The organism is Advenella kashmirensis W13003, assembly GCF_000506985.1.
Classification (GTDB): domain Bacteria; phylum Pseudomonadota; class Gammaproteobacteria; order Burkholderiales; family Burkholderiaceae_B; genus Advenella; species Advenella kashmirensis_A.
Genome location: NZ_KI650979.1, coordinates 699499 through 720010 on the forward strand (window position 1 = coordinate 699499; position 20512 = coordinate 720010).

At 55.5% G+C, this 20512-nt stretch carries 23 protein-coding genes; 4 read left to right on the forward strand and 19 right to left on the reverse strand.

What is annotated here, in order from left to right:
• Position 1 precedes the first annotated feature (1 nt).
• From W822_RS27385 to W822_RS27440, 13 genes are all read right to left on the reverse strand, one after another.
• Positions 2 to 829, reverse strand: coding sequence for an ABC transporter permease subunit (locus tag W822_RS27385; RefSeq protein ID WP_024003730.1), 828 nt, complete (start codon positions 827 to 829; stop codon positions 2 to 4).
• A complete protein-coding gene (locus W822_RS27390; protein WP_024003731.1) occupies positions 822 to 1634 on the reverse strand; it encodes a taurine ABC transporter ATP-binding protein in 813 nt (270 codons plus the stop codon). Before W822_RS27390 ends, W822_RS27385 begins: the two co-directional genes overlap by 8 nt.
• 63 nt (positions 1635 to 1697) lie before the next feature.
• Positions 1698 to 2732 (reverse strand): taurine ABC transporter substrate-binding protein, encoded by a 1035-nt coding sequence (tauA, locus tag W822_RS27395; RefSeq protein WP_024003732.1) that lies wholly within the window; start codon positions 2730 to 2732, stop codon positions 1698 to 1700.
• Positions 2733 to 2913: 181 nt separating this feature from the next.
• Positions 2914 to 3741, reverse strand: coding sequence for a transporter substrate-binding domain-containing protein (locus W822_RS27400; RefSeq protein ID WP_051401594.1), 828 nt, complete (start codon positions 3739 to 3741; stop codon positions 2914 to 2916).
• Positions 3741 to 5111, reverse strand: a complete 1371-nt coding sequence (locus tag W822_RS27405; protein WP_024003734.1) for an NAD(P)/FAD-dependent oxidoreductase — start codon at positions 5109 to 5111, stop codon at positions 3741 to 3743. Before W822_RS27405 ends, W822_RS27400 begins: the two co-directional genes overlap by 1 nt.
• Before the next feature lie 14 nt (positions 5112 to 5125).
• A complete protein-coding gene (locus W822_RS27410) occupies positions 5126 to 5518 on the reverse strand; it encodes a nuclear transport factor 2 family protein (RefSeq protein WP_024003735.1) in 393 nt (130 codons plus the stop codon).
• A 246-nt stretch (positions 5519 to 5764) separates the two neighbouring features.
• A complete protein-coding gene (locus W822_RS27415) occupies positions 5765 to 7030 on the reverse strand; it encodes an NAD(P)/FAD-dependent oxidoreductase (protein ID WP_024003736.1) in 1266 nt (421 codons plus the stop codon).
• Positions 7031 to 7128: 98 nt separating this feature from the next.
• The gene (locus tag W822_RS0123170) at positions 7129 to 7509 is read right to left on the reverse strand and encodes a c-type cytochrome (RefSeq protein WP_216593285.1); all 381 of its coding nucleotides are present in this window, start codon (positions 7507 to 7509) and stop codon (positions 7129 to 7131) included.
• Positions 7510 to 7535: 26 nt separating this feature from the next.
• Positions 7536 to 8453 (reverse strand): quinoprotein relay system zinc metallohydrolase 2, encoded by a 918-nt coding sequence (locus W822_RS27420; RefSeq protein WP_024003738.1) that lies wholly within the window; start codon positions 8451 to 8453, stop codon positions 7536 to 7538.
• On the reverse strand, positions 8453 to 9250 hold the full coding sequence (locus W822_RS27425) for a quinoprotein dehydrogenase-associated SoxYZ-like carrier (RefSeq protein WP_024003739.1): 798 nt from the start codon (positions 9248 to 9250) through the stop codon (positions 8453 to 8455). Before W822_RS27425 ends, W822_RS27420 begins: the two co-directional genes overlap by 1 nt.
• Before the next feature lie 224 nt (positions 9251 to 9474).
• On the reverse strand, positions 9475 to 9981 hold the full coding sequence (locus W822_RS27430; RefSeq protein WP_024003740.1) for a hypothetical protein: 507 nt from the start codon (positions 9979 to 9981) through the stop codon (positions 9475 to 9477).
• Complete coding sequence (locus tag W822_RS27435; protein ID WP_253272220.1) at positions 9981 to 10589, reverse strand: hypothetical protein; 609 nt, start codon at positions 10587 to 10589, stop codon at positions 9981 to 9983. Before W822_RS27435 ends, W822_RS27430 begins: the two co-directional genes overlap by 1 nt.
• 83 nt (positions 10590 to 10672) lie before the next feature.
• Entirely contained in the window at positions 10673 to 11629 is a 957-nt protein-coding gene (locus W822_RS27440) for a LysR family transcriptional regulator (RefSeq protein WP_024003742.1), read from the reverse strand.
• 151 nt (positions 11630 to 11780) lie between these two features.
• Between W822_RS27440 and W822_RS27445 the strand changes: the two genes are divergently transcribed.
• From W822_RS27445 to W822_RS27455, 3 genes are read left to right on the forward strand one after another with little or no spacing between them, the layout of a single operon-like run.
• On the forward strand, positions 11781 to 12764 hold the full coding sequence (locus W822_RS27445; RefSeq protein ID WP_031242107.1) for a Bug family tripartite tricarboxylate transporter substrate binding protein: 984 nt from the start codon (positions 11781 to 11783) through the stop codon (positions 12762 to 12764).
• Positions 12765 to 12813: 49 nt separating this feature from the next.
• Positions 12814 to 13527 (forward strand): PIG-L deacetylase family protein, encoded by a 714-nt coding sequence (locus W822_RS27450; RefSeq protein WP_024003744.1) that lies wholly within the window; start codon positions 12814 to 12816, stop codon positions 13525 to 13527.
• A 25-nt stretch (positions 13528 to 13552) separates the two neighbouring features.
• Positions 13553 to 14266: an RraA family protein gene (locus tag W822_RS27455; protein ID WP_024003745.1), complete on the forward strand. Its 714-nt coding sequence runs from the start codon at positions 13553 to 13555 to the stop codon at positions 14264 to 14266.
• 125 nt (positions 14267 to 14391) lie between these two features.
• On the opposite strand, the gene W822_RS27460 is transcribed toward W822_RS27455, so the two are convergent.
• The 5 genes from W822_RS27460 to W822_RS27480 all read right to left on the reverse strand — a co-directional run bounded on the left by W822_RS27460 (position 14392) and on the right by W822_RS27480 (position 18934).
• The gene (locus tag W822_RS27460) at positions 14392 to 15345 is read right to left on the reverse strand and encodes a Bug family tripartite tricarboxylate transporter substrate binding protein (RefSeq protein ID WP_031242109.1); all 954 of its coding nucleotides are present in this window, start codon (positions 15343 to 15345) and stop codon (positions 14392 to 14394) included.
• A gap of 124 nt (positions 15346 to 15469) precedes the next feature.
• On the reverse strand, positions 15470 to 16237 hold the full coding sequence (locus W822_RS27465; protein ID WP_024003747.1) for an SDR family oxidoreductase: 768 nt from the start codon (positions 16235 to 16237) through the stop codon (positions 15470 to 15472).
• 9 nt (positions 16238 to 16246) lie between these two features.
• Positions 16247 to 17461: a mandelate racemase/muconate lactonizing enzyme family protein gene (locus W822_RS27470; protein WP_024003748.1), complete on the reverse strand. Its 1215-nt coding sequence runs from the start codon at positions 17459 to 17461 to the stop codon at positions 16247 to 16249.
• On the reverse strand, positions 17458 to 18180 hold the full coding sequence (locus tag W822_RS27475; protein WP_024003749.1) for a FadR/GntR family transcriptional regulator: 723 nt from the start codon (positions 18178 to 18180) through the stop codon (positions 17458 to 17460). Before W822_RS27475 ends, W822_RS27470 begins: the two co-directional genes overlap by 4 nt.
• A 127-nt stretch (positions 18181 to 18307) precedes the next feature.
• Positions 18308 to 18934, reverse strand: coding sequence for a pyridoxamine 5'-phosphate oxidase family protein (locus tag W822_RS27480; RefSeq protein WP_024003750.1), 627 nt, complete (start codon positions 18932 to 18934; stop codon positions 18308 to 18310).
• Positions 18935 to 19105: 171 nt separating this feature from the next.
• Here W822_RS27480 and W822_RS27485 point away from each other — a divergent pair, with 171 nt between their 5' ends.
• The gene (locus tag W822_RS27485) at positions 19106 to 19489 is read left to right on the forward strand and encodes a COG4315 family predicted lipoprotein (RefSeq protein WP_024003751.1); all 384 of its coding nucleotides are present in this window, start codon (positions 19106 to 19108) and stop codon (positions 19487 to 19489) included.
• 30 nt (positions 19490 to 19519) lie between these two features.
• On the opposite strand, the gene W822_RS27490 is transcribed toward W822_RS27485, so the two are convergent.
• Entirely contained in the window at positions 19520 to 20449 is a 930-nt protein-coding gene (locus tag W822_RS27490; RefSeq protein WP_024003752.1) for a ZIP family metal transporter, read from the reverse strand.
• Positions 20450 to 20512 lie beyond the last annotated feature (63 nt).

Sequence of the window (20512 nt, forward strand, 5' to 3'; positions counted from 1 at the left end):
TCTACACCTTGCCCTTCCAGGGCACCATGGCCTTTTCAATATAACGGATCAGCGCATCGAAGAGGAAGGCAAAAAATCCGATAATGATAATGCCCATGATCACCGTATCACTGGCCAGATACTGTGCCGCGTTCAACACCATAAACCCCAGGCCGCGATCGGCCGCCACCATCTCGGCCGCCACCAGTGTACTCCAGCCCACACCGATTCCGATCCTCATACCGGTAAATATTTCAGGCAAGGCCGACTTCAGTATCACATACCAGACAATCTGCCGATGAGAGCCGCCCATGGAATAAGCCGCATGAATCTGCTCCATGGACACGGATTTGACACCCGCCCGGGCGGCAATGGCCATTGGAGCAAAGATTGCCAGATAGATCAGGAAAATCTTGGGAAACTCGCCGATGCCGAACCAGATAATCACCAGCGGCAAATAAGCCAGTGGGGGCAAAGGACGGTAGAACTCGATGACCGGATCAAACAGCCCACGGGCTACCCGATTGACCCCCATCATGATGCCCACCGGCACCGCGGTCACGAGCGCGAGAAAAAAGGCGGAAAACACCCGGGTGAGACTGGCCACAGTATGCTCGACCAGCGTCGCGTTGGCAATGCCATCTGTCATACCCACGATGAATTTGTTGTATACCGCAACCGGCGACGGCAAAAACAGCGGTTTGACCCAGCCGAAATACGTCACGATAGACCAGATGATCAGCAGGGAGACCGCAGTCGCAACACTGATGAACACGCTGGCACCGGCGCCGGGCGCACCGTACACCTGACCGGGAACGGTCGCCGTCCTGGCGAACAATTTGTTAAGCATGATGGCCTCCCTCCCGTTCATCGCTATAGATGATATTGAGTACCGTCTCGCGCATCGCGATGAATTCGGGACTGGATTTGATCTCCCTGGCATTTTTGCCAGCCAGGAACTGCCGGTTGAAGGACAGCTCGTACGTATTGGTAATGCGCCCTGGCCGGGGCGACATGACGATGAGTTTGGACCCAAGAAACAGCGCTTCTTCCACACTATGGGTAATGAAGAAAAACATCTTGTCCGTCACCTCCCATACTTTGAGCAAGAGCTCCTGGATGGTTTCGCGGGTCAGCGCATCCAGGGCTGCCATGGGTTCGTCCATCAGCAACATAGCCGGATTGCAGGTCAGAATCCGGGCAATCCCCACCCGCTGCTGCATCCCGCCGGACAGTTGGTAAATCATATGCTGATGAAAATCCTTCAGGCCCACCAGCTCCAGATTTTTCGCTGCAATATCGCGTCGTTTGGATTTGGGTACCCCCTGCAGCTTGAGGCCGAATTCGGTGTTATCGATCACATTAAGCCACGGCAGCAGGGCGTGCTTCTGAAAAACGACGCCCCGATCTGCACTAGGCCCGGATATGGGCTCCTTGCCCAGCATGATCGTGCCCGAGGACGGCGCCATGAAACCGGCCAGCAGATTCAAAAAAGTCGTTTTGCCGCAACCGGATGCCCCCAGCGCCACCACGAACTCACCGCGGTTGATCGTGAGATTGACATCCTTGAGCGCCACCACGCGATCATTCTGGCGGATTCCGGGATACACCACATTGACGTCCTTGACGTACAGATTCTCGGCTACCGTTTGCATTACATTGTCTCCAGCTACGCTGTGAAAGGTGTTCTGGCCACCTTTCCGGTTATTTCATCTGTATTATTTTTGCTTTGCGGTCTGCTCCGCCCAGGTGGCGTTCACAAAGCCGCTGTAATCAGGAAGCACCGAATCGATCTGCTTTTGTTCTTTAAGAAAGTTTGCACTTTCTGTCAGCGCCTTGACCGCACCAGACGCACTGCCACCACCCAGCCAGGTATTGGATGCCATATCCTTGGGCGTTGGAAAAACCAGCATTTTCATCGCATCCAGAATATCCTTGGGGTCTCCGCCGATCATCTGCGTGTTCCCTTTGACTTCAGGACTTTCAGCCGTCCATTTGGCGCCATTCTGGTTATAGTCGCGATAAGCATCGGCCAGAACCTGGGTGTAGGCCTGCATGAATTTCGGATTTTTCTCGGCCCAGCCTTTGTCCACCACAATACCATCGAAGGTCGGCACGCTGGCCTTGCCCACTTCTTCGGAATCGGTCAGCACGGTCCCGTCCTTGAGCAACGTCGTCAATGCAGGCGGCCAGACATAAGCGGCATCGATATCACCCCGCTGCCACGCGGCGACGATTTGCGGCGGCTGCATGTTCAGAATCCGCACATCCCGCGGATTCATTTTCCAGACTTTGCTCAGCGCTACCAACAGGTGAAAGTGAGAGGTGGAAACAAATGGCACCCCGACCCGCTTGCCTTTCAAATCCTCGGGCTTGCTGATGCCGGACTCCTTGCGCACTACCAGCGCTTCCGAATGACCGATATTGTCAAGGATCCAGAACAGTTGCATATCCACTCCGCGCGTTGCGGCTGCGGCGATTCCGGTTGAGCCCAGCACCCCAATGGGAATGCCGCCCGAGGCCAGTGCGCTAGAAATATCCCCGGCAGAGCTGAACTGACGCCATTTAACGGTATAGCCCGCTGCTTTTAACGGTGCGTCGAATTTTTTCATGGCGATCGCAGAGACGTAGGGACCGACAATCTGCTGATAGCCGACAGTGACCTCTTCCTCTGCCGCTGCATGTGCAGACCAGAGAAAGGCTGTCGCAGTTGCTGTAATACACAGCAGGGTTTTGGCGAACGTTTTTTTCATGTTTGACTCCATGAACGGGTAATTTACAACGTTGTAGTAAACGCGCTTGGGGCGCGCGACGTGATATGTCATGCCTGTATGCGTTATTGCAATTGCGGTTTTCGATCCTGTCTGTATCCTGCCTTTCTGTATTTACCTCTCCTTCCTCCCGATCATTCCTGCCGGCCCGAAGACAGCACCCTTAATGAATCGCCAGCGTGGCCGGATCGGGCTGCACACCAAACCACTTTTGATAAATACGAGCGTATTCACCCGAAGCCATCGCCTTGCGCAAAGCGGCATTGACCCGCGCCTTCAGCGCACTGCCCTTTGGCATGGCGATCGCATAAAAATTGCTTTCGGTGGCTGCGGCGTCCACCACTTTCACCAGGCCCTGTCCCTTGTGCTGGCTGTAATACCGCACGTTCGCCGTGTCATGCACCAGCGCGTCCAGACGGCCGGCCGCCACCTCAAGATAAGGAAAGCCGGTATCCATGTTCTGAAAATAGGTGATCCTGGCCTGCGGCACCCTGCGCACAACAAAATCGGCGGCATCGGTACCGCGCTTGACGCCGACCCGTTTGTCAGCCAGATCGGCAAAGCGCTGAATATCGGTATTGTCACTGGCAACCACTAATGAAATATCGCTGCGAAAATATGGATCGGAAAATTCCATGCTTCGCTCCCGTTCCTGGGTAATCGAAATGCCTGCTATGGCCATGTCCACTTTGCCCGAACTCAGACTCTGAAAAATATTCGAGAAGTCCATCGGTAGAAGCGAATACGACACACCCATTTGTCTGGTAATCAGATCCAGCAAGTCGATATCGAATCCGACATATTTACCGCCTTCCTTGAATTCGAACGGCAGAAAAGCGGTGTCGGTTGCCACCGTCAGCGTGTCTGTCGTAGCCTGTTGCGCCCGGGCCTGTTGTATCCCTGGCGGCGACAGGCCAAGCAACATCAGCAACATGAATGCAGCGATGGCCAGACAGACAGACTTGCGGCCGCAACCGAACCGGAGGTTCATCAGATCACCTCATCTCTCAGGTAATACCAGTGATAGAGCATGGCCTGGCCGAGACGACGAAACGGCGCGAAAAGATGTCCAGGCAACGGCGAGTTATAAATCGGCAGATCCCACTGCGCACCGTCCTGGCCAACGATCCGCTGTGCCAGTCTTCGCCCCGCCCAGGCAGAGGAAGACACACCATTGCCGCCATAGCCAAATGAATAGTAAAGCGACAGTGCTGGATCAGGCTGCACGATTCGCGGCATCATGTCGTGGCTGACATCGACCCAGCCGCTCCAGTTATAGGCGATCGGCACATTCTGCAGCGAAGGAAACTTCCGGTACAGGCCTTTTTTAAGCAGTGCAAGATGCTTTGGGTTGCCCGCGTCCTTGCCGCTGATCGCGCTGCGACTGCCGATCTGTACCGAATTGTCCGGCAACAGGCGATAATAAAACCGCAGCGTACGGGTATCGGTAATGAACACGGTCGACTTCAGGCCGGCCTCGGCCAGTTCCTGTTGCGTCAACGGACGCGTTACCATTGAGTTAGACTGGATCGGCATCAGTTTGGAGCGCGTGGTCGCATGGACGCCCTGGGTGGTGTATCCGCCCGTGGCAAAGGCCACTTTGCGCGCCTTGACGATGCCGCCAGGCGTATGCAGATAATGAATGCCATCGCGCGTTTCCACTTTCATGACCGGGCTGGAAGTGTGTACTTTCACGCCAAGTTCGCGGGCGCGCCTCAGATAACCAAACGCCAGCTTCAGCGGATGAACGCCAACGCCCTGAGGTTCCCAAAGCGCAGCCTTGGCTTCCTGGTCATTCACGTATTCGTCGCGCAACTGCGCCTGGCTGAGCATGCGGGTCTTATAACCGAATATATCGTTCATAACGCGACTTTCATTGCGCAGAAAGTCGATTTTTTTATCGCGATGCGCCGTATACAGGTGACCGCCGGTCTGCGCATCACAATCGAATTGTGCAACCAGTGATTCCCAGTACTCGAAACCGGAGCGGATTTCTGCATCAAGCCGTTTGGCCGTCGCCTCGCCCCACTTGGCTATCCACTGCGACCGGTATAGCCGCCCCATCGCGTTCTGCCCCTGCCCGCCATTGCGGCTGGTACATCCCCAGGCCGCCGCGTTCGCCTCCAGCACCACGACCTGTACATGATGGTCCTGGGCCAGATGCAGCGCAGTCGACAGGCCGGTAAAGCCGGAGCCGACCACAACGACATCCGCCGTCAGGCCATCGGGTGCCGGACCGTCGTCCTGCGGTGGTTCACCGGCAGTGGCCACCCAGTAAGTTGGCGCGTATTGCTGGCCTTGTGTGGGTGTGTCGGTAAGCGGATCGAACAGCGGATCGTAGGCGCGAGTCAAAGTAGCCATGATTAGAATTCCGCTTATTTTCCAGCGGCCAGGGCAGGCCGGTTTTTGCGAAATGCATTTTTGACCAGAATTTTTCCATCCTTGAATGTGAACAGATCCACCATGTTTGCTTCAATTCGCGAGCCATCTTTCTGTGTTCCCGTGAACGTGGTTTCCGACACGCCGCGATCGCCCGATACCCAGTGTTGTCCATTGCGCCACTGCGCATCGGGAATGGTCTCCCATGCTGCCTGAAAGGCTTTGCGTACGGCATCCCTGCCCTGGATCCGGTTACCGCAAACTTGATCGCCGGCAACGGTCTCGAAAACACAATCGTCATGCATGAATGACATCAGGGCGTCAATGTCATGGTCATTCCATGCTTTGGAAAAGGATTCGAGAGTCTGGATATCTACTGCATTGTTCATTTGTAATCTCCTGCTTTGATGTTTCAGTCAAAGATAGAAGATGTTCGCAGTACGGTCTAGGTCCAGATTTTACTCTTCGTTGAGTCCAGTTTTCTGGCCTGGTCTGCTCCACGATTGCGCATTGCTGCATCAGCACAGCGCCACCCCAAGGCAGGTGCGGCGCTGGTGTCCGGTTCTTGTGCGCCGCGGTGCAATTTTGCACTGAAAGCAGGCAGAATTGAAGCCGCTCATCGGCCCCTGCCCACTTTATCCCAGCATGTCGTGCCAGATATTTTTCGCCCAGGCGCGCGCATCCACTGCTTCCTGTTGCGATGGTTTGTCGGACAAGCCGCCACCCTCGGCCGACACCATATCTTTTTTGACGGGATCAAACCGGTACACGTTGGCCACATGCATGGCCTCGTTGTCGTCTACATAGCTATAGCAGGTGTTGGCGAAGACCGGCAGCGGATCAGGCTGGCGGTCAGCCAGTCTGGCAATGATGCCGCTGGCGCACACCTTGGCCTGGGAGTTGGCAATATGCGCTGATTTTGGCAGGCCCGAGTCCACTGAATCGCCCAGCAGATGCACATCCGGCGCATTGCGCGATTCATAGGTCACAAAGTCGACATCGCACCAGCGGCCTTCACTGTTTGCCAGGCCCGTATCCAGCGCAAGTTGCCCTGCCGTCTGCGGTGGAATGACGTTGAGCACGTCCGTTGTCCAGGTACCAAAGACCGTTTTCACAGTGCCGGTCTTCGTGTCGATATCCGTGAGCACACTGCCGGGCTGATAATCGATCAGCCCGGTGTAATGCTCGGCCCAGTTACGCTCGAACAGGGGGCGCTTGGAGGTAATGCCGGGGTTGGCATCCAGCACCAGCACCTTGCCCGTAGGATTATGCTGTTTGAGATACCAGGCCACCTGACAGGCGCGCTCGTAAGGACCGGGCGGGCAGCGGTAAGGAAGCTCGGGCACCGTGATCGCAAACACACCGCCCTTGCGCATGTGCTGCAGTTGGCGGGCCAGGTTCGCTGTCTGTTCCCCGGCTTTCCAGGCATGCGGAAAGCGCGCTCTTGCCGCATCGGTTTGCGCCATCGGCACATTCGCATAATCGAAACTGATCCCTGTTGCCATAACCAGATAATCATAAGGTACTGGACCAGTTGCCGTGCGTACCTGCTTCTTCTGGAGGTCCACTGCCTGCACCGTATCCCGTCGCAACGTGACGCCATGCCGGCTGACAAGCGCTTCGTACGACAAGGTGATTGCAGACAGCGGCATTGAACCGCCCAGCACCAGATTGCTGGTCGGACAGGAGACAAATTGCGCATTCGGTTCAATCAACGTGACCGGCAGATGATAGTCGCTCCACATCCGCAGATATTTTGCCACTGTTGCGCCCCCGAATCCGGCGCCCACCACCACGACCCGCGCACGGGCAAGATTACGCGCGGCACCGGCGCTCAGCGGCCAGACGGTTGTCCCCAGCCAGGCGGCGCCCAAGGTGTTGATAAATTCCCTGCGTTTCATACGTCATATCCCGGGATGTATTGTGATCACTGTACGCCATCATAGCGCCCTGCATTTCATGTGTATTGCATTTGTCATAACATGACGGCTGCCGATATTCAGCCAGGGGGCGGCAAAGACGCAAAGTACGACGCCAGTTTGCGAATTTCATCGGCCGTGAGTCCTTTGGCATGCTGGGTCATCACGTCGCCGGTTTTTTTGCTGTCGCGAAACTGGGTCATGCGCGCCAGAAACTTCTGCGCAGGCATGCCTGCCAGGCTTGACGTAGTGGATACGCTTACACCATTGGTGCCATGGCAGGCGGCACAGGAGGCAGCCAGCACGCGGATATGCAGATCGGGTTGCGCGGACTGCGCAAAAGCCTGATGCGATGCGCCCATCATTCCGGCCAGAACGCATAAGCGCAGCCACAGAGCGAGGGTCCTTTCTGCTCCAGCCTTTTCGCTCACAGGCTGTTTGGCCTGCGCCTTTTCAGTCATGATCTTGTCCTTACCATGCCGGTTCCTTATTCCCATTCCATTTTCGGAAACAGAAGGTTCACATTGCGCGGATTGATGACATCAAAGCGCTGCCATTTATTCTTTTCCTGTGCTGCTGCATGCTGCATTACCTCGCTCATATCCTGCCCTGCGTCAATCCCCTTACGAATATCCGCAAGCAACGTCGTCAGGTAGCGCCGTTGTGCATCCCAGGCTACGGTCGCATCCTGCGGGCTCGACCCATGACCCGGGATCAGATGCGACACACGCTTGTGTTCGAGCGTATCCATCACCCTCAACCAGCCTTTGACATCGCCATCGACCGAAGGCGTCCTTTCGGTAAATAACAAATCACCCGTCCAGAGGGTTTGGGTCTGCTCATCCAGTACCGTAAGATCAGTCGTGGTGTGGGCGGACGGCCAGCTCTCCAGCAAAAGCCGTCTTCCTCCCAGGTCCAGCGTAGTCTGGCCGGACACCTTGATCGTGGGTAACACGATTGCGTTTTTTACGCCATCGGCACGCGACGGCGCATCACGCAGATAAGTATCCTGGCTTTCGTATAATGCCGCTGCCAGTTTGGCATGCCCGACAAACTGGACACCATCACCCGCAAACGCCGCATTCCCCAGGACATGATCAGGATGCAAATGGGTATTGATGACATACCGTATCGGCAGCGACGTCGCCTTCTCCACCGCCTGCTTCAGCGCAAGACCGATGTCGTATGAACCGCCAGTGTCGATCACGGCCACAGCCTGTTCTCCAACCACAAAACCGATATTGGCAATATCACCATCGTAATCGGCATCGTCGAAATCCTGATGACTGCCCTGATGCACATAGACACCCGGCGCGCGTTCCTGTACCGGCAACGGCACTGCCTGGGCTGCGCCGACCGTTATGACCATACCCAGCAGAACAGTGCCGATGCGTGCGAAACACATCACTGCACCGTCACACTGGTTTCGTGCTGATAACGCTTGCCTTCGTTATCTTCTGCGGATACTGTCAGTTTTCCGCTTTTGTCAGGTACAAAATAGAATTTGAAATTGGGATCCTCGCTGATACCAATATACGTATCGGCCTGCAGCACCGGCTTGTCGTTGAACCGGATATCCAGATTTTTTATGTAATAGGCTGGCCGAAAGCCCTGGGTCATGAGGTCGCGCTGCAAACCCGTGTACATGGGATGGCGTATCATCAAACGCGCTTGCGCGGGTTTGCCGGCCTGGATAGGCTCGACTGCAGCCAATTTCATCTGCCCCGCAGTTTTGCGCGCTTCGCTGGCGTCGCCACCCACAGTACCGCCACAACCGCCCGATGCCTTGATCGGTACGGCATTGCGAAAATACCGGCCATCGCTGGTTTCGGCGACCACGTGAACATAATCGTCGACCTCCAGGCGGATTCGGGTGGCAATATCGACTTTGCCACTGTCCGGCGTTAAATGAAAGACAGCCGTCAGGGGAACCGGGTTCTCCGGGACGACCAATGTCACGTTCTTGATGTAGTCATCCCTGGTTGATGGATAATCAATCGAAAAAGCAAAAGGCACCTGCGCGCCACTGGCGGCCCTTTTCGGCGCAGTGATGTGAATAAAGGGGCCATCTTCAAGCTGCTTGCCTGAGAAAAACCCGTTGTTGACCTTGTCCCATTGAGGTGCATCCACGCCTGCAAACGATGGCGACGCCAGCGTTGTAAGCAGGACGGCAGCAAGCCAAAACATCCGACTGCGTAACATGTGAACCTCCTCCGTGAACATGTTCCGTTCTCTATATCTGAACTGCGATCTATTCTTGCGGTCTTTTTTTGTGCAGCCGCTGTCCCGCCGCTTGCACCGGGTTATACCGTAGTCATCGCAATTACAATATACATCGAATTATTGAGCTCATCGGGTAAGCACCGGCCCGTTCTTAAAAGAGAATGACGACCGTGTTACGCAGCGACTGCCCTGGTGAAATCACTTCAGTGCAATGCCCCCCAGCGCTTGACCGACGGCTCGGCCTGCGCCCACAGCCAGTACCGGCCGTTCTTGCACACATCCAGCGTATACCAATGTTCAACCGGCTTGCCGTCCGCCATATCTTCGACTGAAAAAAGCGCCTTTTTACAGGTGGTCAACGCATTGGCCGATTCACTGACTACAACGGTGCGCCCTTTATTATTTCCATACGGCACCGGTTGCTTCACGGCCCAGCGTCGTTCTTCGCCGGGCTCACTTTGCGCAATGGCATTTGCGATTTCCTGCTGCTCGGCCGCACTGAAACGCTTGAGCACATATTTCACCCCGGCATCAACGGCTGCGTTGGTCGCCACCGCAACCGTCAGGCCCCATGCCGGATTACCCGTCATGGACGAGGTGGCTGCGCCGGCGGTAATGCCGGGCACGGTCGCAATCAGGGAACAACCTGCAATACTGACGGTCGCACCAGCCACCAGGAGAAGAACGAAAGCACTGATCCGTCGCCGCATTACTGCAGGGCTCCCCAGCGGCTGACGGCCGGCTCCGCGGTCGCCCACACCCAGCGGGCGTTATCTTTACAGATTGAAGCGACATAGTATTCATTGCGCGGCACCGATTCTTCCATGCTATCGATGGAGTAGACAATCTCTTTGCATTCGAGCATGCCCTGACTGATGAGACGACTAACCGTAACCCGCCCCTGCTCATCCGGCTCCATGGGAATGGAGTGTACCGATTGCCATTTAGCCACCTCGCCTTCCTTCAGTTTACCGGCGGCGGTCGCGATGACCTCTTGCGTATAGCCGTGCATTTCCCGTTGTACATACTGAACGGCGGACCGGGTTGCTGCCTGCACGCCCACGCCGATTCCTGTGGTCACAGCGGCATTGTCCGTCACTTTCTGGGCAACCGCGGCACCCGCAATACCAGCCCCGGCAGACGACCCTTCAAGCACAAGAGATTGGCAGCCCGTCAGCGTTATGACAAGTGAAATGCAGAACAGACGAGCGACTCTGCGGTGGCGGCGCAGCAGGCTGCCATCGGTCGCAAGCAGGGGGAGTACGTCCCGGAGACGGAAAAACTGAAATTGTTGAATATTTAATACGCGAAAAATCATGCACTTACAATGATTTGTTGATACAAAACATTATATTGGCATTAGCGGAGCTCTGACCACCACCCATTTGCGGGAATTTGTAATCAGATGTTGGCGGGGAGCGCTTCGCCTGTCGGTTCGGGCTGCTCGTGCGGCTCGCGCAAATGATAATGCAGATCGCAATACGAGCGGAACAATTGCAGCGATGGCAGGTTGCTATTTGCCATGGTTGCCATCAGGATACACGAGCGAGTACGGGCGCCTGCAATTTGCCGGAAGGCGACGCCGGGCGGGCTGCTCTTGCTGTAAATACTGGGCACAATCGAAACACCCAGCCCGGCCGCCACCAGTGCAAGTGTCGTGCTGTTTTCTCTGACCTGCTGCACGATGCGTGGCACAAACCCCGCCGCCGTAGCCATGGTGGAAATATGTTCGAACAGGCCGCAACCGAGCGCGCTGGGAAACAAGATAAAGCCCTCATCGGCCAGCCTGTCGATATGCACCGGCTCGGTTGTTGTCGCTTCATCACCTTCCTGGCGAGCCGTCACCAGCATGAGCTCGTCCTGCCACAAAGGCATGGTCTGAATACTTGCCGGTGGCCGAAAATTGAGCGCGGGCCTTAAAAAACCGACGTCAATTTCGTTCTCGTTGAGGGCAACGATCTGTTCGCCTGTCGACATATGCCGAAGATCAATTTCAATGCCCGGGTAACACCGGGTAAATCCCTGAATCAGTTTGGGAAAGTCTTCGAACAGAGGCACCGAGGCAGTGAATGCCAATCGCAATTTTCCAACCTTTCCGTCCAGCGTCCAGGCACACAGCTGCTTCGCGGCAGCATAGCGTTCCAGTATGGCCATGGCTTCCCGGTAGAACAGATGACCTGCATGCGTCAGCACGACAGACCGGCGCGTGCGATCAAACAGCTGTACGTTCAGATGTTCTTCGAGCAGTTTGATCTGCTGGCTCAGGGGTGGCTGGCTGATATGCAGACGCTGCGCGGCCTTACTGAAGCTGAGTGTCTGGGCCACTGCCACGAAGTAATTGAGTTGTCTGAAATCCATGTTATTCGAAAAACATATAAATATGAGATTTAAATAATATTAGACCATATAAGTGCAATATCCGAAAATACGATTGAGACACCTGCAGATTCTTCCGTCCGTCAGCCCATTGCCTGACGGCCTCATCGAGATAACAATTAAGGAGCGCCACATGTTTAACTACACTTTGGGTAAACGTATTTCACTTGCAATAAGCATTGCTGCCGGCCTGACCTGCATGACGGGCGTGCACGCCGCCGAATACCCGGACAAACCTATCACCGTCGTAGTGCCATACTCGCCAGGCGGTGGTGTGGATATTGTGACCCGCATCGTCACCAAGGCCATGTCCGACGATCTCAAACAGCCCATTATCGTTGACAACCGCCCCGGTGGCGGCACCAATATCGGCATGAGCTACGCTGCCCGGGCAAAGGCCGATGGCTACACCTTGTATATGGCATCCAATACGCTGACCACGAACAAGGCCCTGTATAGCAATCTTGATTTCGATCCCGCCACCGCCTTTACGCCCATAGGTAAAATCGGCGATGCTCCGCTGGTGGTGGTGGTCACCAAAGACTCGCCCTTCAAGTCGCTGGGCGATCTGGTCCAGTATGGCAAAGATCATAGCGGGGACCTGACGTTCGGAACGGCAGGCACCGGCAGCTCGGGTCATATGGCAAGTGAATTGCTGTTGCGCAAAGGGGGCTTCAAGGCGTTGCACGTTCCTTATAAAGGCGGTGCGCCAGCCATTACCGACCTGCTGGGTGGCCGGCTTTCATTCATGGCGATCAATCCACTGGAAGTGATCTCCCATATCAAATCCGGTGCGTTGCGCCCGCTGGCCGTTCTCAACGACAAACCGACTGTCTTGCTGCCCGACCTGACCACAGCCGCAAAGGCCGGCGTACAGGATGTGAACGCCACGGTATGGTGGGGGCTTGTTGCACCAGCCAATACGCCTGACGGCGCCGTACAGAAGCTTAATCACGCGCTGAATAATGCGTTGAAGAAAGACGACATCATCCAGAGTCTGGCCAAGCTGGGTGCTACACCTGCAGGCGGAACCCCTGCCGAGTTTGATACCTTTCTGAAGAAAGATGCAGCCTCCATGGCGGATCTGGTCAAAAGCGCCAACATCAAAGTGGATTAATCATCATGATGTCATTGACTACAACATTACTTCTGTCCAGGAAATAAACATGCAACAAAAAACAGCATTGGTCGTCAGTGCCCACGCGGCCGATTTTGTATGGCGCGCCGGCGGTGCCATTGCGCTTTACGCCAGCCGGGGCTGGAACGTTCATATCCTGTGCCTGTCATTTGGCGAACGCGGAGAATCGGCAAAAATTTGGAAGACCCCAGGGGTCACTCTCGATGAGGTCAAGCAGGTGCGTCGTAAGGAAGCGGAAAAAGCCGCTACGATTCTGGGAGCCTCTGTCGAGTTTCTCGATTGCGGCGATTACCCCTTGCGAGTCGGCGATGACATTCTTTTTGGCATCGCCGACCGTTATCGTTCGCTGCGGCCGGAGTTTGTACTGACGCATTCCTTTCGCGATCCCTATAATTTTGATCACCCCTTCGCCAATCACCTGGCGCTAGAAGCTCGCGTCATCGCCCAGGCACATGGACATAATCCCGACACGCCGGTGATCGGCGCACCACCGGTCTTTTTGTTCGAGCCGCATCAGCCCGAACAGTGCGAATGGAAGCCCGAACTGTTTCTGGATATTTCATCTGTGTGGGACAAAAAATATGAAGCGTTCCAGACCATGGATGCGCAGGAGCATCTTTGGGAATATTACACCCGCGTCGGCCTGCAACGTGGTGCGCAGGCTTCGCGTAACTCGGGCCAGAAAATAAAATATGCTGAAGGCTATCAGTGTGTATATCCGCGCGTGACTGACGCTTTCTGAGCGTCTATTTTCAGGAAAAAGACAAATGACCATGATCAACAGCCATTTCCAGCGCCCGAGTGCCGCGCAGATTAATGCGGCCAAAACCTTCGCTGCTTCGATTCTGGCCGACGCCGCCGGTCGGCGCGGTGCAATGGACGGTCGCATCCAGCCACTGGCTTCACAAATACAATTATGTGGCCCCGCCTTCACCGTGGAGGTGCGGCCTGGTGACAATCTGATGATTCACGCGGCATTGGTGCTGGCCCGTCCAGGCGATGTCCTGGTCGTGGATGGCCAGGCCGATACCCATGCCGCGCTGATGGGCGAGCTTATGTGCAAACACGCCATGGCAGCGGGCCTTGCGGGCGTGGTGCTGGATGGTGCAATCCGTGACCGCGGCGAACTGCGCGAGGGCATATTCCCCGTATATGCCTGCGCCAGCAATCCGAACGGACCGACCAAGAACCTGCCCGGGCGCATTGGCCACCCAATATCGGTCGGCGGGGTCAACGTGAATCCGGGGGATCTGGTCTGCGCTGACCAGGATGGCGTGCTCGTCATCCCTCGCCATGATATCGATACGGTATTGATTGGCGCGCAAAAGAAAGTGCAGATAGAACAGAAACGCAGGGACGACATCGCCAATGGTGATCTCATTTATAGCTGGCTGGAACAAACACTCAAGGATGTGGGTGCAGTGCCAAAAGATCGAACCCTGACGTCCCTGATTGCCGAGTTTGGAGTTGACAACATCTGAATGCGCTAATCCGGGCAGCACTTCTTGCGCAGCCCGCCGCCTTTTTAAATGCCCGCGAATTGAACTGCACCCAAAAGGTTGACTTGATGCGCGCCTTATGGGATGCAGTTCTAATGCATCGCGGCTTATTTTTTTATATCCACAGTTGAAATAAGATCTTTGAAGTAGCCGGACTGCTGTGCCATGAAGGTCGCGAACGCGGGACCTTTCTGATAGGAGACGGCCAGATTGGCATGAGCCATTCCTTCTTTGAATTTGGGATCAGTAACAATTTTCCCGCTAACATCCCGCAAGTATTCCACCACATTATCAGGCGTATTTTTCGGAACGCCCAGACCACGCCAGGTACCCACCGACACGTTGATCCCGCTTTCCTTCAGTGTCGGCACACTCGCATATTCGCCAGTCAGTCGCGCATCGGTCATCACGCCCAGCATTTTCAGCTGGCCCGAACGAATATAAGTATTGACCTCTACAGGACTGACCACGATTGCCTGTACATGCCCACCCAGCAAGGCAGTCACGCTTGGGGCTGCACCCTGAAAGGAAATGTTGTTGAATTTCACGCCCTGGTCCCGTTCAATGGCTGCAGCGGCCAGATGCCAGATTGTCCCTGCTCCGGCATTACCCATGGACAGCGCTCCCGGATTCTTTTTCGCTGCCTCGATCAGCGCCTGTACATTACTCCAGGGCGTATCCGATTTCACGACAATCGTGCCTGGATCGCCATTGAGCCTGGCGATCGGTACAAAGTCCTTTTCAGTAAAAGAGATCATTTTCAGGTGGGGAAGAATGGCCAGTTCCGAAATCAGCACCGCCACTTTGTAGCCATCGGGCTTTGCCCGTTGCACATCACCCATGCCGATCCCGCCACCGGCACCAGGCTTATTGCTGACAACGAAAGGCTGAGGCATATATTTGCCTGACACTTCTGCAATGACCCTTGCCATCAGATCGGTACCGCCGCCCGGGGAGGAAGGTACAATCAGTTCCACGGGATGATCCGGGTAGTCCGCATGAGCCAGGTTGCCACTCATGCCAGCCACCGCAATAGCCATCAGCTTTACTACGGTTGTCACGTTCACTGTTGTCTCCTTGTTGCTACCGGCACAGTCGCGCCCGGCGGCGGTTTACCTGATTTATCACAGGCTTTTTTTTCGAATTCACCAACCTTGCGGTTGGATATTCACAAAATTGGCTGCATCACAGCACAGCCAGCATGCCGCCATCCACGTAGATGATTTGTCCGTTCACATAGTCCGATGCCTTTGACGCCAGAAAGACTGCCGTTCCGGCCAGCTCTTGTGGAAGCCCCCAGCGGCCGGCGGGCGTCCTGCTTTTTACCCAGCCATCGAATTGCGGATTGTTCAACAGCGCTTCATTCATATCCGTTGCCATATAACCCGGTCCGATGGCATTGATCTGGATATTATGAGTCGCCCATTCAGCCGTCATGGCACGGGTCAGCATTTTGACACCGCCCTTTGACACGGTGTACGGCGCCACAGTCGCACGCGCGCACTCACTGGTCAGTGAACCAATATTGATGATTTTTCCGCCCTTGCCGCGTACTATCATGCGTTTTGCCGCTTCTCGTCCTACCAGGAAGGCACTGGTCAGATTAGTGTCGACCACACGATGCCACTCGTGCGCACTCAGTTCGGTCAAAGGCTTTCTGAGCTGAATACCCGCATTATTAATAAGAATATCCACCGTTTTGTTTTGCTGATCCAGCGTATCAAACGCTGCCGCAACCGCCTGTTCATCGGCCACATCAAAGGCAAGCGCATCTGCACGAAAGCCCCGATCTGAAATATGCCTGACCGCCTGTTCAAGCCGCTGCCTGTTTGTACCGTTCAGAATCACATCGGCGCCATGCTCGGCCAGCGCCTGTGCAAAAGCAAAACCGAGCCCGCGCGAGGAGCCGGTGACAAGCGCCGTTTTTCCGTTCAAATTGAATAATTCAGACATGATATCCTTCTACAATGACTCTGGAGTGCTGACGCGAATCGTCAAATCGTCCCGGGCAAATACCTCATCCCGCAGTTCCACACCGAGTCCAGGACCTTCCATTGGATAAACGTAACCATTTTCGATGCGGGGTACGGCGGTCACCAGTTCGTTGTACCAACCTTTGTAAAAGGCACGCACCGATTCCTGAATCAGCGTGTTCGGCTGGCTGAACGAGCAGTGAACAGCGGCAGCAAATCCGACCGGACCGATGCAGTCATGAGGGGCAAAGGGCCGATGCCAGGTCTCTGCCAGCGCGGCAATTTTCCGGCCTTCCGTCAGCCCTCCACTCCAGCACAAATCCACCATCACAACATGCATGGCATCACGCTCAAGCATATCCTTGTAGGGATACCGCGAGCCCAGGGTTTCGCTCGCGCACACCCATACCGGTGTCGAACGTGCATACTCTGCCAATGCCTGGGGCGAATTCATGCGTATGGGGTCTTCATACCAGCGTGGCGCGTACGGCTCTATTGCACGTGCAATTTCCTTGGCTACAGGCAAATTCCATAACGAATGAAATTCCACCATGATTTCCATTTTGTCGCCGACAGCCTTGCGTATTTTTTCAAATGGTTCCAGCGATTTTTTCATTTGCCCGGCCGTAATGAATAAGCCCTTATTCTCTATGGCAGGCGGATCGAACGGCCAGATCTTCATGGCGGTAATGCCCTGCTCCAGCAGATCCAGCGCCAAATCATCGGCCCGATTCATAAAGCCATCCAGATCCTCGTATGGACCTTCGGCCTGCCCTGGATTGATTTGCCAGTTGGACACCGGCTTGATATTTTTTGATCTCACATAGTTGTAGCCGGCGCACGTGTTGTAGACCCGGATCTTGCTGTGGCACAGTCCTCCGAGCATTTGATGCACCGGCTGATTGCAGACTTTGCCAAAAATATCCCAAAGCGCAATATCAATGGCCGAAGCCGCCCGGTATTCGGCGCCTGTCGAAGACTGGGCCATTGGCAGATTCAGCATTTCCTTGTGCAAGGCTTCGATATGCAGAGGATTCCGGCCCAGGAGCCGGATGGCCAATGTCTCGTGAATATGCGCCTCGACCGCCCCCGCCCCATAAAAAGTTTCCCCAAGACCGACTACGCCGCTATCGGTATGAATGCGTACCCATATCACATTGAAAAACTCCCGGGTACGCACGGTTTCGATTTTTGTAATTTTCATGACAGACGGTGACTCTCTATTGTGTTGACGCTGGCGCGCAAATCACTTTCGGCGCGTCCGATGATTTCAAGCACCGCCTTTTCCGCCTGCGCGCAATTGCGTGCAGAAATAGCGGAAAACAATGCCTCGTGCAATGGCTGGGAGCTGGCGGTCCCCCCTGGCACCTGTATGCACAAATCAAAACTTACTTCGAGAATGACATTGATCGCCTGCTGCATCTGGCGCAGGAACTGGTTATGACAGGCGTTCAGAATGGCGCCGTGAAACCCCAGATCCGCTGGCACATATTCGCCTTTGCCATCGATTGCACGGGCCATTGCATCAAGGTTGTGCCGCATGACGGCAAGATCTTCGCTGCTTGCACGTTGCGCTGCATAGCGAGCCGCCGCCGGCTCAATCACTCTACGCAGTTCCATGAGATCAGTAATGTATTTTTCATCGACCATCCCCGCACTGGCGCGCCAGACAACAACCTTCGGATCAAAAAGCTGCCAGTTGTCCAGCGGCTGCACCAGAGTGCCGGTACGGCGACGCACCGAGACCAGGCCGCGGGCGCTCAATGATTTGATTGCCTCTCGTACCACGATGCGGCTTACTCCCAGCAGTTCGCACAGATCCGGCTCCGCCGGCAGCACCGTCCCGCTTGCATAAACTCCGGTGCAGATATCTGCGCCCAGTCGGTTCAAAACATCGTCGTGTATGGTTGGTCTTGGTATCATGAGTGCAATCATAATACGTATGATGTTTGAAATAAACGGTGTTTACCCTCATGGAACCAGGAGACTCGTGCACAATCCCGTTCAGGTTCTGCGGTTACAGGAATAACGCAAAATCGTTGACAACCCCTTAGTACAGCGTATCGCGCTGCCGTTGCGGCAGCTCGCGGTCATACTTTTCAGCGTCGATACCGTCTTGGGTCAGGCCCGCCAGAATCATGCCCGCTGTCGGCACATTCAGGTCGCGCCGATTCGGCGCAGTGTTCCACAAGCCCGAACGCTGGATGGCTCGTGCACACTGAAAATAAACGCGTTCTACATGAATCACAATCACACATTGCGGCTGTTTGCCCTGCATCGCCAGTTGCTGCAACAAGTCTGGCGCGACACTGATGCGCGCCGTGCCGTTTACTCGCAAGGTTTCGCCAAGACCAGGAATCAGAAATAGCATGGCAATACGCGGGTCTTCAAGCAGATTGCGCAGACTGTCGATGCGATTATTACCGCGACGTTCCGGCAGCAGCAACGTGTGTTCGTCCTGAATCTTGACAAAGCCGGCAGGATCGCCACGCGGCGATGCATCCAGTCCATCGGCGCCGCTGGTGGCCACAATGGCAAAAGGTGAGGCCTCAATCAACGGACGGTACATTGGATGGATATGATCCGCTTCTTTTTTCAGCGAGGCCTCTCCTACAGGCCCGAACCGGGCAGTCAGTTGCTCAATATCATGAATGTAATGTGACTCGTCGTGTGTCATGGACGGATTCCCCGGGGTAAACCGAATGCGAACAGCAAGAGGTCTCACTATAATCTATCAACGACTGCACGCCGGGCGCCATTGGGACCCATATGCAAATTTCATGATTAGGCGTATGCTGTACGGTGTGTCGCCAGCGGCGGCGATCACCCCCCTCCCAAGGAGATAAACATGAACACGAAGCGACTGTCAGGTGTGTTGACCATTCTCGGCGCAGCACTCATCGGCCATGCTGCGCTGGCAGCAGAACCGCCGGTCAAAACGGAAAACGGTATTCTGGTCGACAGCAAGGGTATGACGCTGTACACCTTCGACAAAGACAAGGACGCAGCCGGCAAAAGCGCTTGCTCGGGCCAATGCGCCGACAACTGGCCCCCACTGATGGCGACGTCCGAGGACAAGAAATCAGGCGATTATGATGTGATCAAACGGGACGACGGCCAATCGCAATGGACATACAAAGGCCAGCCGCTGTATCTGTTCAAGAAAGACACCAAGCCTGGCGATATGACAGGCGATGGCGCACGTGACGTCTGGCACGTGATCAAGCAATAAAAGAGCCTTCCGACAGACCGCACTACGCCATCAGCCCAGTGCGGTATCCAGAAACATCATCACGGCGAAGCCGGCCATCAGGCCAATCGTGGCAAAGGTCTGGTGACCGTTACGGTGCGTTTCCGGGATGACTTCATGCGACACCACGAAAATCATGGCACCGGCCGCCAGGCCCAGGCTCATGGGATAGGCCAGCGCCATGCCGCTGGACATGCCGACGCCAACGATGGCCCCTAACGGCTCCATCAATCCGGACGCAGCGGCCAGCAGGACAGCCCGTCCTGACGACATTCCCGTCGCACGCAAGGCCAGCGCTACCGCCAGCCCCTCTGGTATGTCCTGGATGGCGATAGCAGTGGTCAGCGGCAAGCCGACCGCCATATCTGATTTGGAAAAACTGACACCAATGGCCATGCCTTCCGGCAAATTGTGCAGCACAATGGCCAGGACAAAGAGCCAGACGCCATTCAAGCGCTTGTACTCAGGACCTTGTGTACCCAGCTCCTGATGCAGGTGCGGCGTGAAATAATCCAGTCCCAGCATCAGCAAGACACCCAGCGCCAGGCCCAGCACAACCACGGCAGAACCCAGCACCGCGCTGCCGGCAATTTCATGCGCCGCCTCCAGACCGGGCAGCAGCAGGGAAAACGAGCTGGCCGCCAACATCATGCCGGCCGCAAATCCCAGCATGGTGTCCTGCGTCCGGTCGGGGATGCTGCGCAAGGGAAACGCAGCCAGCGCGCCCAATGCGGTCGCGGCGAACCCGGCAAAACCGCCGACCAGCGCATAGTCAAAGGCGCTGTCATCCACCGCCGTCAGCGCGCTGTATGTGCCAGCCAGCAGCAAGAACAGCAGGCATCCACCTGCCGCAAGCAGGCCAAGTGTTACTTTGGGATTGTTGCGGGCCTGAAGCAGCCAGGCCTGCCAAAGAGACTGCTGTGCAACGTCGTTCGTATTCATTTTCACCTTGGTAAACCGTAAATGCCACTAGAAATTCAAACACATCGTAACAAAATGACATGC